12 protein-coding genes are annotated in these 13,399 nt (G+C 57.1%); 8 read left to right on the forward strand and 4 right to left on the reverse strand.

The genetic code is table 11. The features are described from left to right. Positions 1-7: 7 nt before the first annotated feature. The 4 genes from JBO43_RS13155 to hycI are packed head-to-tail and all read left to right on the forward strand — an operon-like array spanning position 8 to position 2,172. Entirely contained in the window at positions 8-550 is a 543-nt protein-coding gene (locus JBO43_RS13155; RefSeq protein ID WP_095283071.1) for a formate hydrogenlyase complex iron-sulfur subunit, read from the forward strand. After that, positions 550-1,317 (forward strand): NADH-quinone oxidoreductase subunit B family protein, encoded by a 768-nt coding sequence (locus tag JBO43_RS13160; RefSeq protein WP_103946547.1) that lies wholly within the window; start codon positions 550-552, stop codon positions 1,315-1,317. Before JBO43_RS13155 ends, JBO43_RS13160 begins: the two co-directional genes overlap by 1 nt. After that, positions 1,314-1,724 (forward strand): formate hydrogenlyase maturation HycH family protein, encoded by a 411-nt coding sequence (locus tag JBO43_RS13165; protein WP_202674486.1) that lies wholly within the window; start codon positions 1,314-1,316, stop codon positions 1,722-1,724. Before JBO43_RS13160 ends, JBO43_RS13165 begins: the two co-directional genes overlap by 4 nt. Further along, on the forward strand, positions 1,717-2,172 hold the full coding sequence (gene hycI, locus JBO43_RS13170; protein ID WP_095283065.1) for a hydrogenase maturation peptidase HycI: 456 nt from the start codon (positions 1,717-1,719) through the stop codon (positions 2,170-2,172). The genes JBO43_RS13165 and hycI overlap by 8 nt, the downstream gene beginning before the upstream one ends. Before the next feature lie 292 nt (positions 2,173-2,464). On the opposite strand, the gene JBO43_RS13175 is transcribed toward hycI, so the two are convergent. Beyond that, positions 2,465-3,889, reverse strand: coding sequence for a 6-phospho-beta-glucosidase (locus tag JBO43_RS13175; protein WP_202674487.1), 1,425 nt, complete (start codon positions 3,887-3,889; stop codon positions 2,465-2,467). 18 nt (positions 3,890-3,907) lie between these two features. Then, positions 3,908-5,359, reverse strand: coding sequence for a PTS cellobiose/arbutin/salicin transporter subunit IIBC (ascF, locus tag JBO43_RS13180; RefSeq protein WP_202674488.1), 1,452 nt, complete (start codon positions 5,357-5,359; stop codon positions 3,908-3,910). A 215-nt stretch (positions 5,360-5,574) separates the two neighbouring features. On the opposite strand from ascF, the gene JBO43_RS13185 reads away from it, so the two are divergent. The 4 genes from JBO43_RS13185 (at position 5,575) to JBO43_RS13200 (ending at position 10,524) form a co-directional block, all read left to right on the forward strand. Beyond that, positions 5,575-6,588 carry a LacI family DNA-binding transcriptional regulator gene (locus JBO43_RS13185; RefSeq protein ID WP_095283061.1) on the forward strand — a complete coding sequence of 338 codons (1,014 nt, stop codon included), beginning with the start codon at positions 5,575-5,577 and terminating at the stop codon, positions 6,586-6,588. A 131-nt stretch (positions 6,589-6,719) separates the two neighbouring features. Further along, positions 6,720-7,265, forward strand: a complete 546-nt coding sequence (gene hydN / locus JBO43_RS13190; protein WP_095284358.1) for an electron transport protein HydN — start codon at positions 6,720-6,722, stop codon at positions 7,263-7,265. A 6-nt stretch (positions 7,266-7,271) separates the two neighbouring features. Beyond that, positions 7,272-9,494 carry a carbamoyltransferase HypF gene (hypF, locus tag JBO43_RS13195; RefSeq protein WP_202674489.1) on the forward strand — a complete coding sequence of 741 codons (2,223 nt, stop codon included), beginning with the start codon at positions 7,272-7,274 and terminating at the stop codon, positions 9,492-9,494. Between the two features lies 1 nt (position 9,495). After that, positions 9,496-10,524 carry a HoxN/HupN/NixA family nickel/cobalt transporter gene (locus tag JBO43_RS13200; RefSeq protein WP_095283057.1) on the forward strand — a complete coding sequence of 343 codons (1,029 nt, stop codon included), beginning with the start codon at positions 9,496-9,498 and terminating at the stop codon, positions 10,522-10,524. A gap of 288 nt (positions 10,525-10,812) precedes the next feature. On the opposite strand, the gene norW is transcribed toward JBO43_RS13200, so the two are convergent. Further along, positions 10,813-11,946, reverse strand: a complete 1,134-nt coding sequence (norW, locus tag JBO43_RS13205; protein ID WP_202674490.1) for an NADH:flavorubredoxin reductase NorW — start codon at positions 11,944-11,946, stop codon at positions 10,813-10,815. Next, positions 11,943-13,391: an anaerobic nitric oxide reductase flavorubredoxin gene (gene norV, locus JBO43_RS13210; protein ID WP_095283053.1), complete on the reverse strand. Its 1,449-nt coding sequence runs from the start codon at positions 13,389-13,391 to the stop codon at positions 11,943-11,945. Before norV ends, norW begins: the two co-directional genes overlap by 4 nt. Positions 13,392-13,399: the final 8 nt, after the last annotated feature.

Here is a 13,399-nt window from a genome sequence, read left to right on the forward strand (position 1 = left end):
ATTCGTCATGTTTACCTTTATCAAAAAAGTGATCAAAACCGGCACGGTGACCAGCAGTTATCCGCTGGAGCCGATGCCGGTCGATAAAAACTTTCGTGGCAAACCGGAGCACAATCCGCAGCAGTGCATCGGCTGCGCGGCGTGCGTGAACGCCTGTCCGTCGAACGCCCTGACGGTGGAAACGGATCTGGCGACGAATGAATTGGCCTGGCAGTTCAATCTCGGGCGCTGCATTTTTTGCGGCCGCTGCGAAGAGGTCTGCCCGACGGCGGCGATTAAACTGTCGCAGGAGTACGAGCTGGCGGTGTGGAACAAAGCCGATTTCCTTCAACAGTCGCGCTTTGACCTGTGCCATTGCCGCGTCTGCAACCATCCGTTCGCCGTGCAAAAAGAGATCGACTACGCCATTGCGCTGCTGAAACACAACGGTGATGCGCGTGCGGAACAGCACCGGGAAGGGTTCGAAACCTGCCCGGAATGCAAACGCCAGAAGTGCCTGCTGCCGTCCGACCGCATCGATATCACCCGCCACATGAGAGAAGCCAGCTGATGAATAATTTACTCGGCCCGCGCGACGATAACGGCATTCCGGTGCCGATGACGGTGGATGAATCCATCGCCAACATGAAAGCGTCCCTGCTGAAAAAAATCAAACGTTCCGCCTACGTCTACCGTGTGGACTGCGGGGGCTGCAACGGCTGCGAGATTGAAATCTTCGCCACTCTGTCACCGCTGTTTGACGCCGAACGTTTTGGTATCAAAGTGGTGCCGTCTCCGCGTCATGCGGACATTCTGCTGTTCACCGGTGCAGTGACGCGCGCGATGCGATCCCCGGCGCTGCGCGCCTGGCAATCCGCGCCCGATCCAAAAATCTGCATCTCCTACGGGGCGTGCGGCAACAGCGGCGGCATCTTCCACGATCTCTACTGTGTCTGGGGCGGGACCGACAAAATCGTGCCGGTGGATGTCTATATCCCCGGCTGCCCGCCGACGCCTGCCGCGACGCTGTACGGTTTTGCGATGGCGCTGGGGCTGCTGGAGCAGAAAATCCACGCCCGCGAGCCGGGGGAAATCGACAACCAGCCCGCGCAGATTTTGCACCCTGACATGGTTCAGCCATTGCGCGTGAAGGTTGACCGGACGGCGCGTCGTCTTGCCGGATATCGCTATGGCCGTCAGATTGCCGATGACTATCTGCGTCTGCTGAGCCAGGGTGATCATCAGGTTGAGCGCTGGCTGGAGGCGGAAAAAGATCCGCGTCTGAACGAGATCGTGGCGAACCTGAATCAGGTGGTGGACGAGGCGCGTATCCGATGAGCGAACAGGTGGTGTTCAGTCAGCTGAGCCGTAAGTTTATCGATGAGAACGATGCGACGCCGGATGCGGCCCAGCAGGTGGTTTATTACAGCCTGGCGATTGGCCACCATCTTGGGATAATCGACTGTTTAGAGGCGGCGTTGAGCTGCCCGTGGGACGATTATCTGGCGTGGATCGGCACGTTAGAGGCGGGCAGTACGGCGCGGCGTAAAATGGAAGGCGTGCCGAAGTATGGCGAGATCGTCATCGACAGCAACCATATCGCCATGCTGGCGAACGCCTTTAACGCGGCGCTGGCGGTGCAAACCCCCGCGCAGCAGGCGTGGAGCAAAACGCTGCTCAGCATGCTGCATGATATTCATCAGGAGAGCGCCATCTACCTGATGGTGAGGAGATTACGTGACTGACGTTTTACTGTGTGTCGGCAATAGCATGATGGGTGATGACGGCGCAGGCCCGCTGCTGGCGGAGATGTGCTTCGCGAATCCGCAGGGCAACTGGCGGGTGATCGACGGCGGTAGCGCCCCTGAAAACGACGTGGTCGCCCTGCGCGAGCTGCGCCCGGACCGTCTGCTGATTGTCGATGCGACGGATATGGGGCTTAACCCCGGTGAAATCCGCCTGATCGACCCGGACGATATCGCCGAGATGTTCATGATGACCACCCATAATATGCCGCTTAACTATCTGGTCGATCAGATCAAAGACGACGTGGGCGAGGTGCTGTTTTTGGGCATTCAGCCGGATATTGTCGGGTTTTATTACCCGATGACGCCAGCCATTAAAGCGGCCGTTGAGGTGGTGTATTCCCGGCTGGCAGAGTGGGTGGGGGATGGGGGATTTGCGCAGCTCTGAGCGGTTGTTGCCCGGTGGCGGCTACGCCTTACCGGGCCTACAAAGGCTTGCACCGGCCTATGGTTTTGTAGGCCGGGTAAGGCGTAGCCGCCACCCGGCGGGAAACGGCGCTGCGGCCTGACATTGCCCGGTAGCGCTGCGCTTACCGGTTGGGCCGTTATCTCCCTCTTCCTGTGGGAGAGGGCCGGGGTGAGGGCACCAGACCACACAATACCTGTCAGTCCTGTGACGCGGGTTCCCCTCACCCTAACCCTCTCCCACAGGGAGAGGGGACCGTTCGGAGGACGTTCGGCTACCCTAAATCCGCCCCGTTACTCGCAATCACCTTCTTATACCACCAGAACGATTTTTTGCGTTTCCGGTCCAGCGTGCCGTGGCCTGCATCGTCGCGATCGACGTACACAAACCCGTAGCGCTTGCTCATCTCGCCGGTGGATGCGGCCACCAAATCGATACAGCCCCAGGTGGTGTAGCCCATCAGCGGCACGCCGTCTTCAATCGCATCGCCCATCGCGCGGATGTGTTCGCGCAGATAGCTAATGCGATAGTCGTCGTTAATCTCACCATTCGCGTCGATCTCGTCTTTCGCGCCTAACCCGTTTTCCACCAGGAACAGCGGTTTCTGGTAGCGGTCGTACATCATGTTCATGGTGATGCGCAGGCCCAGCGGGTCAATGCCCCAGCCCCATTCGCTCACTTCGATGTGCGGGTTGCGCAGGGATTTGACGATGTTTGCCGCGCTGGTGTTATTGGCGTTCATCTCCGCCGAGGCGCAGCGTGATGCGTAATAGCTAAACGAGACAAAATCGACGGTGTGCTTGAGGATCTGGTCGTCGGCTGGGTCTTTAACAATCGTTACCCCTTTTTCACGGAACACGCGCGCCGAATAGGCCGGATAAGTCCCGCGCGCCTGCACGTCGATAAAGAACAGGTTCTCGCGGTCTTTTTCCAGCGCCGTCCACACGTCTTCCGGCTTGCAGGAGTAAGGGTAGAAATTCCCGCCCGCCAGCATACAGCCGACCTGGTTTTCCGGGTTCACCTCATGGGCGATTTTGGTCGCCAGTGCACTCGCCACCAGCTCGTGGTGCGCAGCCTGGTATTTCACCTGATCTTCGTTCTCGCCTTCTTCAAACACCAGACCCGCCCCCGAGAACGGGCTGTGCAGCATGATGTTGATCTCGTTGAAGGTCAGCCAGTATTTCACCAGACCGTTGAACTCTTCAAAGCAGGTGCGCGCGTAGCGGGCGAAGAAATCCACCATTTTGCGGTTGCGCCAGGAGCCGTATTCCGTCACCAGATGCATCGGCACATCAAAGTGGCACAGCGTCACCAGCGGTTCGATGTTGTACTTTTTACACTCTTCAAACACCGCGCGGTAAAAGGCAATGCCTTCCTGATTTGGCAGTGGCTCGTCGCCGTTCGGATAGAGACGACTCCAGGCAATCGAGGTCCGAAACACCGTAAAACCCATCTCCGCCATCAGGGCGATGTCTTCTTTGTAGCGATGGTAGAAATCAATCGCCTCGTGGCTTGGGTAAAACTCGTCGTCGCGAAGCGTAAAACGTTTTTCCTTGCCGACCTTTACCGCCATACGGTTCGCGCCGTGGGGAATCATATCGACGGTGGTCAGCCCTTTGCCGCCTTCACGGTAAGCGCCTTCACTCTGGTTGGCGGCCAGTGCGCCGCCCCATAAAAATCCTTGTGGAAAAACAGACATTTTTACCTCGTTATTCATTTATGCGCGTGCTTCTTGTGCCGGGACAGGTGCAGCCTGCAGGGCACGTGCTTTCTCGGCTTCGTCTTCTACCGGGATATCCTCAAAACCAAGGATCAGCGTCAGAACAAACGAGAGCACCACCGCCAGGGCCATCACGCCAAATACCCAAACGATGGTCATCGGGTTGGCTGGATCGAAGAACTGCACGCTGGTGAACAGACCCGGTGCCGCCATCGAATGGCTGGCAAGCCCCGCCATTCCAGCGATAGCGCCGCAGATGAAGCCGCTTATCAGGCTCGCAATCAGCGGGCGTTTCAGGCGAATCGCCACGCCGTACAGCGCCGGTTCAGAAATACCCGCCATGATGGCGGATGCCGCCGCCGCAAGTGCGGTCTGACGCAGCTCTGGGTTTTTGGTTTTCCACGCCACCGCCAGCGAAGAACCGCCGAGCGACAGGTTGGCGCCGATTTCCGACGGCATGACCATTCCCTCTTTGCCGGTTTCTGCGATGGTCTGAATGATGGTAGGCGTAAAGACGCGGTGCATCCCGGTCATCACCAGCAGCGGCCACAGTGCGCCCATGATGGCGACGGACAGCCAGCCGAGATAATCATGCACGGTGTAAACCAGCGCGGAAATCGCGGTGCCAATCCAGATCCCAATCGGACCAATCAACAGGATAGCCAGCGGGGCGGCAATCAGCACAATCAGCATCGGTTTGAGGAAGTTTTTAGTCACCGCCGGGGTGATTTTGTCCACCCAGCGCTCGATGTACGACAGGCACCAGGTCATCACCAGCGCCGGAATCACCGTGTAGGTGTATTTCACTGCGGTTACCGGGATAAACGCGAACTCGACGTGCTCGCCCTGGGCGGCTTTCGCCATCAGCTCGATAAAGCTTGGATGAACCAGCACGCCCGCGATGGCAATCGCTAGCGACATGTTGGTTTTGAATTTTACGGCAGCAGATGCTGCCACCATCAGCGGCAGGAAGAAGAATGCGCCGTCGCCGATCACCGTCAGAATAGTGAGCGTCGGTGCGCCTTTGGTCAGCACGCCGGTCATTTCTAAGATCATCGCCAGCAGCTTGACCATCGAACCACCGATGATCGCCGGGATCAGCGGAGACATAGTGCCGATCAGCGCGTCGAGAACCCCGGCACCGATCCGGCGCAGGGTCAGTTTTTGCGGGCCTTGCGGCTCGGCAGGACGCATTCCGGCAGGCAGCAGATTCACTACTTCGCAGTACGCCTGAGAAACGGTGTTGCCAATAATCACCTGGCACTGATTGTCGTTACGCACCACGCCGAGCACGCCGCTGATGCTTTTGAGGGTGGCGCTGTCGATGGCGCTTTCGTCCTGCAACACAAAGCGCAGGCGCGTCATACAGTGGGTGACGGCGACGATGTTGTCTTTGCCGCCGAGCGCACTGACAACGTCTTTCGCCAGCGCGGCATAATTTTTGGCCATCGGAGTTGATCCTGTTTTAATGGTGAGAACGTGTAGGAAACCGGTTCCACAAAATCATGATGAGTTTCTTTGTATGAAACAAGATGGTCGTATGTGCATTTTTTACATTCGTGATAACGATCACTTTGAGCATTCAAAAGCGTGAGATACGCGCTGCGACAATTTTCGCGCGGTGCAGTACACTTCGGCGCATTAGTTTTTGACGGAATGATTACATGACCACGATGCTGGAAGTGGCGAAGCGGGCAGGGGTGTCGAAGGCGACGGTTTCTCGGGTGCTTTCGGGCAATGGTTACGTAGGCCAGGAAACCAAAGACCGCGTTTTTAAGGCGATCGAAGAGAGCGGCTATCGCCCGAATTTGCTGGCGCGAAATCTGGCTGCAAAGCGCACGCAAACCCTGGGGTTGGTGGTCACTAACACCCTTTATCACGGCGTGTATTTCAGTGAGCTGCTGTTTCACGCCGCGCGTATGACGGAAGAAAAAGGTCGCCAGCTGATTCTGGCGGATGGCAAACACAGCGCCGATGAAGAGCGCGAGGCGATTCAGTATCTGCTCGACATGCGCTGCGATGCGATCATCATCTATCCGCGCTTTTTAAGCGTCGATGAGATGGACGAGATCGTCGAAAAGCAGGAGCAGCCGATCATGGTGCTCAACCGTCGTCTGCGCAAAAACAGCAGCCATTGTGTGTGGTCCGATCATAAAGCCTCGTGTCAGGACGCTGTATCGCAGCTGATTGAGATGGGCCATCGCGATATCGCTTTTATCACCGGCTCGCTGGATTCGCCCACCGGTATCGAACGTCTTTCTGGCTACCGTGAGGCCCTGGCCCAACACGGTATTCCCCTGCGTGATGAACTGCTGGTTGAGGGCAAATGGACGCCGGAAAGCGGGGCGGCGGGGGTGGCCACGCTACTTGCACGCAAAGAGACATTCACCGCGCTTGTCGCCAGTAATGACGATATGGCGATAGGTGCGCTAAAGCAGCTACATAACAGCGGGATTGCCTCGCCGGGCGAGGTCTCCGTCATTGGTTTTGATGATGTTTCCATCGCGCCGTATACCGTGCCGTCGCTCTCCAGCGTCCGTATTCCGGTCACCGAGATGATCAAAGAGACTATCAGCCGCCTGATTTTTATGCTCGACGGCGGCGAATTTACCAGCCAGCAGGCCTTCCCCGGCGAGCTTATCCTGCGCGATTCTGTCGCCGCCAAAGCCCATGTCTGACGTCGACAGATGTCATCGTCACTCGTGACGATGACATCTGGGGTCACTGATTAAGTTCAGTTAAATCAGTATATTAAAATGTGGCACGTTTTATGTATGTTTCGCCGCATAACTTAATGCTGGAGAAGCAGATGAACCGTTTTATTATGGCCGATGCCAGTAAATGTATTGGCTGTCGTACCTGCGAAGTGGCTTGCGTTGTGTCTCATCAGGCGCAGCAGGATTGTGCGTCCCTGACCCCCGAATCTTTCCTGCCGCGCATTCACGTTATCAAAGGCGTGAACATCTCAACGGCAGCTATCTGCCGCCAGTGCGAAGATGCACCCTGCGCCAACGTCTGTCCTAACGGGGCGATCAATCGCGAAAATGGCTTTGTGCAGGTGATGCAGGAGCGCTGTATCGGCTGCAAAACCTGCGTGGTGGCCTGTCCGTATGGCGCGATGGAAGTGGTGGTACGCCCGGTTGTGCGCAATAGCGGCGCGGGTCTCAGCGTGCGGGCCGACAAAGCGGAAGCTAACAAATGCGACCTGTGCAACCACCGTGAAAGCGGCCCGGCGTGCATTGAAGCCTGTCCGACGCACGCCCTGGTCTGCATCGATCGTAATAAACTCGAACAGATGAGCGCCGAGAAGCGCCGTCGCGCGGCGTTCGACACCTCTTCATCAATGCTGTTTTAAGCCACGATGACTGGCAACGGCGTGCAGCTACGGGTGCGCGGCAAGGTACAGGGGGTGGGTTTCCGCCCCTTTGTCTGGCAGTTGGCGAATCAGCTGGGTCTTCGCGGTGATGTCTGTAACGACGGCGAAGGCGTGCTGGTGCGTCTGGCGGGCGATGCGACGGCATTTCAACAACAGCTGTTGCTGAATTGCCCACCGCTGGCGCGTATCGACAGCGTAGAAATGCAGGCATTTGCCTGGCCGCAAAATCCTGCGAGTTTCACCATCCGTCATAGCGCGGGCGGTGCAATGGCGACCCAAATCGTGCCGGATGCCGCGACCTGTCAAGCCTGTCTGGCGGAGATGCGCGATCCGCGTGAGCGCCGCTATCGCTATCCTTTTATCAACTGCACCCACTGCGGCCCGCGTTTTACCATCATTCGCGCGATGCCCTACGACCGGCCCGCTACGGCGATGGCCAACTTCCCGCTTTGCTCTCCGTGTGAGAGCGAATACCGCAATCCGGCGGATCGCCGTTTTCACGCCCAGCCGGTGGCTTGCCCTGACTGTGGGCCGCAGCTGGAATGGCGTGCGGGTGACGATCTACAAACGCGTGATTCAGCGTTAACGGCTGCGGTTGCGATGCTGAAAAGCGGCGGGATTGTGGCGATAAAAGGCCTCGGCGGTTTTCATCTGGCCTGCGATGCCAGTAATGATGTAGCGGTGGCGCGGCTGCGTGAACGTAAACATCGTCCGGGTAAACCGCTGGCGGTGATGCTGCCTCACGCCGGTGATTTGCCTGTCGATGTTCGGGAGCGCTTACTTTCCTCCGCTGCGCCGATTGTGCTCACCGCGAAAAGCGATTTACCCCCGTTGCCCGATGGGATTGCGCCAGGCCTGGATTGCATCGGCGTAATGCTGGCGTCCAATCCGCTGCAACATTTGCTGATGGACGACTGCGCTCGCCCGCTGGTGATGACCTCCGGAAATCTGAGCGGTAAACCGCCGGTGATCAGCAACGAACAGGCGCTGGATGAGCTGCGCGAGATAGCCGACGGATTTCTGTTGCACAACCGCGATATTTTGCAGCGTATGGATGATTCGGTGATCGACTCGCACGGCGCGATGCTGCGCCGCGCGCGGGGTTTTGTCCCTGACGCCATCCCACTGCCTGAAGGATTTCATGATATTCCGCCGATGCTGTGCCTCGGCGCGGAGATGAAAAACACCTTCTGCCTGGTGCGCGGCGGGCAGGCGGTGCTGAGTCAGCATTTTGGCGATCTCAGTGACGACGGGGTCGAGCATCAGTGGCGCGAGGCGCTGGCCGTCATTCAGCAAATGTATGATTTTCTACCGGAACGCGTGGTGTGTGATGCCCATCCGGGCTACCGTTCTGCTCAATGGGCCGATGCGCTGGCGTTGCCGAAAGAAACGGTGCTCCATCACCATGCTCACGCCGCGGCATGTCTGGCGGAAAACGGTTGGCCGCTGGACGGCGGTGATGTGGTTGCCCTCACACTCGACGGAATCGGAATGGGTGAAAACGGTGCGCTGTGGGGCGGTGAATGTCTGCGGGTGAACTATCGTGAGTGCGAACACCTCGGCGGATTGCCCGCAGTGGTGCTGCCGGGCGGCGATCTGGCGGCTATCGAACCGTGGCGTAATCTGCTCGCCCAGTCTCTGGCGTTTATTCCGGACTGGCAGTCCCGACCGGAAACGCGCGCCGTGCAGGCGCAAAATTGGCGACTGCTGGCGACGGCAATGGAACGAGGGATTAACGCCCCGCAGGCTTCCTCCTGCGGGCGATTGTTTGACGCCGTGGCCTGTGCACTCGGCATTGCGCCCGACAGACAACGCTACGAAGGTGAAGCCGCCTGCCAGCTTGAGGCGCTCGCCGCGACATGCGCTGGCGTGAATCATCCGGTCACGCTGGCGGTGGACGATATGTCCACATTCTGGCGTCAGTGGCTCGACTGGCAGGCGATGCCCGGCGAACGCGCGTGGGCTTTCCATGACGCGCTGGCAAAAGGGTTGGCTAATCTGCTGATGTATCACGCCCGGCGCTTAGGCATTTCGACACTCTGCTTGAGCGGTGGCGTGTTGCACAACCGGCTGCTCAGATCGCGGCTGCAACGTTATCTTTCTGGTTTTACGCTCCTTTTCCCGGAAAAATTGCCTGCGGGCGATGGGGCAATCTCATTTGGGCAGGCAGTGGTCGCTGCGGCCCGACATTCTGCACACAGGAACTGATATGCAACGATGGGTGCGTAACGAACCTTTACTCATGATTCTGCTGGCGGCCAATGTGCTGGCGTGGGCTTGGGCCTGGCACACTTTTAGCGGCAGTACCACGCTGATGGCGGCCAGTCTGCTGGCGTGGTGTTACGGGCTGCGCCACGCGGTCGATGCGGATCATATTGCGGCGATTGATACGGTCACGCGCAAAATGATGCAGCAGGGCAAACGGCCATCCGGCGTGGGCGCATGGTTTTCGCTGGGCCACTCAACCATTGTGGTGCTGGCCTCGGTGGCGATTGCTGCCACCGCGAGTGCATTTCAAAAGAACATGGGCTGGTTTCACGAGACCGGTGGTCTGATTGGTACGGCGGTTTCCGCGACCTTTTTACTGGCGATGGCGCTGGTCAATATGGTTATCCTGAGCGGCGTGTGGCGCAGTTTTCAGGCCTTGAAAAAAGGTCAGTCGATAAACGCTGAACCTGCCGTGCAGGGCGGCGTGATGAGCTGGTTATTTGGTGCGACGTTCCGTCTGGTCAGCAAAAGCTGGCAGATGTATCTGGTGGGATTTTTGTTTGGCCTCGGGTTTGATACTGCCACCGAAATTGGCGTGCTGGGCATTTCTGCCGCCAGCGCATCAAACGGTATGTCGGTGTGGGCGATTATGATCTTCCCGGCACTGTTTGCGAGCGGAATGGCGCTGGTGGATACGCTTGATAATTTACTGATGATTGGCGCATACGGCTGGGCATTTAATAAACCACAGCGCAAGCTTTATTACAACATGACGATTACCGGTACGTCGGTAGTGGTTGCATTATTTATTGGCGGGCTGGAAGCAATGGGCCTGGTGATGGATAAGTTTGAATTACGCGGCGGGATATGGAACGCAGTGGCTGCCATTAATGACAATCTCGGCGATGCCGGATTTGTGGTGGTGGGCCTGTTTATCGCCTGCTGGCTGGTCTCAATGCTCAACTACCGCTGGCGCGGTTACGACGCGCTGGCGGTGTCGGATGGCACAAATCAGTATTTAAAAAAATAATCTAAACATAAATTGCTTTTTATTATGCGTTACAATTAAATTACGTCCGATAATCTCTTTATCAATAATAAAAATTATATATGGTTCAGGGTGAATAAATAGCGCGCGTAAATATTTAATTCACCTTGTCCTTTATATTCAAATAAATAATAGACAAGGGACTGACAGTCGTGATTTATCTTATTTGTATTTATCTCGTGCACAGAATGCGTAAAAAAAAGCCCCGGGACACCGGGGCTGTGGATCATAAAATCCAAAGGTTAAGTCAGCGTGGCAGAGGTTTGAGGGTTAAACGGGCAGCGACTTCAGCAGGGCGAAAGCCTCCTTCATCCGATCTTCGCTAACCACAAAAGCGCGAAGTTGACCGTCAGTGTCGGCACCTTTCGCAACCATGCCCTGTGGTTCAATCATCATTTGCCAGTTTAAATCCTGTCGCTGTGTCTCTCCCGCGAGATGCAGCGGCAGTTCTGGCGTTTTGACTTTCACCAGCATCGCAGGCAGTTTTAGCGGTGCGCTTGCACCTAACAGATTTTTCGCCAGATACATCGCGCTTATCTGAATCGGTTGCAGGAACGGCAGGACCTGGCCGTTGATTTCTGCACAGTCGCCGAGAGCGTAAACGTCGGGCTGAGTGGTTTGCAGATTGCTATCCACCTTCACGCCGCGGTTGATCTCCGCTCCGGCACGATGCGCCAGCGCAGTTTCCGGGCGCAGGCCCGTCGCTGCGATCACCACATCGACCTCAACGCTGCGGTTGCTACCCAGCGTGGCGCGAATGCCATTATCGATTTTCATCAGGCTCTGGAGCTGAGATTTCAGCAGCAAATGCACGCCCATTTCCGTTAACCGATGCTGTAAGCGACTGCTCACTTCTGCGGGCATCAGGGCTGAGAGAATGCTGGCGGCGTGATCGACCAGTGTGACCGCTTTCCCGGCGCGACAAAAATCCATCGCCAGTTCGGTGCCAATCAGACCGCCGCCGACAATCATTACCCGCTGCGCGTCGCGAAGCGTGGTTTCGCTGGCCTGATACTCCTGCTGGCTGTTCAACGTTAGCATCAGCTCGCGGCCTTGAACGGGAGGCACAAAGGCTGACGCCCCCGTCGCCAGCACCAGTTTGTCGTACTGCCACTGCTGGTCTTTGCCCTTCACTACATGGGCGCTGGCGTCGATATCCGTGACCCAGGTATGCGGAAAAAGTCGCAGGTTAAACTGTTCAGCGAACTCCCCCGCCGTCTGGCGGGTAAGGTCGTCTGCACGCTGATTCTGGCTGATGACATGGCTTAAATCAGGCTTGTTGTACTCGTCCATGCTGTCTGCGGCGATCACTGTCAGCGGGACGTTCGCGTCTTGCTTACGAATATTTTTCACCAGCTGGCGGGCGGCAAAGCCCGAGCCGATGATCACAATTCCGTGGTTCATTTTGCCTCCGCGGCCAGTTCATCGAAGACGTCTTTACCGAGGGAACATTCCGGGCACAGGAAGTTGTCCGGTACGTCGCGCCACGGGGTGCCCGGTGCGACATCCTGCAAAGGCTCGCCGAGAGAAGGATCGTAAATCCACTGGCAGACACTGCACTGCATGCAAGGGCCGAGATCGGCTGCTGCTGCCGCAGCGCAGGCGCAATCGTCTTTCTGTTCCGGTGCTTTTGGTGCCGCTTCCGGCAGTGGAGCGAGCGCCCACTGGCGTGCGATATCGCGGCCGTGCTGACGGCAAATCTCCAGGGCGTCGATGTCCGGACGCCATTTCGCTTTCAGGCTCATCGACATCTCAAAACCGGCATCCTGTAGACGGGTGGAGAGACGATCCACCGCGCCGCCGCTCCAGCCGTGGGAGCCAAAGGCGCTGGCGCGTTTGTTGCGAAAACGCAGGCCGGTCATCTCTTCGACCAGACCGGCGATTTTCGGCATCATCACATTATTCATGGTGGAGGTGCCGACCAGCACGCCTTTCGAGCGGAAAACGTTGGTCAGGATTTCATTCTTATCGCTGCGCGCCACGTTGAAGATTTTCACCGCCACGTTCGGGTCGACTTCGTTGATGCCCTGGGCAATGGCGTCCGCCATCATGCGGGTGTTGTTGGACATAGTGTCGTAGAACAGCGTAATGCGATCTTCCTGATAATCTGCCGCCCATTTCAGATACAGCTCCACGATTTGGGTTGGGTTTTCACGCCAGACCACGCCGTGCGAGGTGGCAATCATATCGACCGGCAGATTGAAGCCGAGGATTTCGGTGATTTTTGGTGTCACCAGGCGGCTGAACGGGGTCAGGATGTTGGCGTAGTAGCGCTGGCACTGTTCGAACAGCTCGGTCTGATCCACTTCATCGTTAAACAGACGTTCGTCGCAGTAGTGCTGGCCGAAGGCGTCGTTACTGAACAGCACCGCGTCGCCGGTCATGTAGGTCATCATGCTGTCGGGCCAGTGCAGCATCGGGGTTTCAACAAAGATCAACTGTTTGCCGTTGCCAATGTCCAGCGCATCACCGGTTTTGACGGTGTGGAAATTCCACTCCGGATGATGGTGGTGGCCGTTAATCGAATCGATGGCGTTGGTGGTGCAGTAGATTGGCGTGTTGGGAATATAAGACATCAGCTCGGTCAGCGCGCCCGCGTGGTCCTCTTCCGCGTGGTTAATCACGATGTAATCAATGTCATTCAGATCGATTTCGCTGCGCAGGTTCTGCACGAACTCGCGGCTGAATTTGTGATCGACGGTATCGATCAGCACGTTTTTGCCTTCACGGATCAGATAGCTGTTATAGCTGCTGCCGCGCAGCGTTTTGTATTCGGTCCCGTGAAAATCACGCACTTCCCAGTCACGTTGGCCAACCCAATGAATGTTATTTTTAACCAGAATAGACATAGCAACCT

The organism is Lelliottia jeotgali, from assembly GCF_016771845.1.
GTDB lineage: Bacteria > Pseudomonadota > Gammaproteobacteria > Enterobacterales > Enterobacteriaceae > Enterobacter > Enterobacter jeotgali.

What these genes read in the sequence shown, in the direction of transcription:
- JBO43_RS13155 (WP_095283071.1), top strand. Translation starts at nt 8, where the DNA reads ATGTTTACCTTTATCAAAAAAGTGATCAAAACCGGCACGGTGACCAGC.
- JBO43_RS13160 (WP_103946547.1), top strand. Translation starts at nt 550, where the DNA reads ATGAATAATTTACTCGGCCCGCGCGACGATAACGGCATTCCGGTGCCG.
- JBO43_RS13165 (WP_202674486.1), top strand. Translation starts at nt 1,314, where the DNA reads ATGAGCGAACAGGTGGTGTTCAGTCAGCTGAGCCGTAAGTTTATCGAT.
- JBO43_RS13175 (WP_202674487.1), bottom strand. Translation starts at nt 3,889, where the DNA reads ATGTCTGTTTTTCCACAAGGATTTTTATGGGGCGGCGCACTGGCCGCC.
- ascF (WP_202674488.1), bottom strand. Translation starts at nt 5,359, where the DNA reads ATGGCCAAAAATTATGCCGCGCTGGCGAAAGACGTTGTCAGTGCGCTC.
- JBO43_RS13185 (WP_095283061.1), top strand. Translation starts at nt 5,575, where the DNA reads ATGACCACGATGCTGGAAGTGGCGAAGCGGGCAGGGGTGTCGAAGGCG.
- hydN (WP_095284358.1), top strand. Translation starts at nt 6,720, where the DNA reads ATGAACCGTTTTATTATGGCCGATGCCAGTAAATGTATTGGCTGTCGT.
- hypF (WP_202674489.1), top strand. Translation starts at nt 7,272, where the DNA reads ATGACTGGCAACGGCGTGCAGCTACGGGTGCGCGGCAAGGTACAGGGG.
- JBO43_RS13200 (WP_095283057.1), top strand. Translation starts at nt 9,496, where the DNA reads ATGCAACGATGGGTGCGTAACGAACCTTTACTCATGATTCTGCTGGCG.
- norW (WP_202674490.1), bottom strand. Translation starts at nt 11,946, where the DNA reads ATGAACCACGGAATTGTGATCATCGGCTCGGGCTTTGCCGCCCGCCAG.
- norV (WP_095283053.1), bottom strand. Translation starts at nt 13,391, where the DNA reads ATGTCTATTCTGGTTAAAAATAACATTCATTGGGTTGGCCAACGTGAC.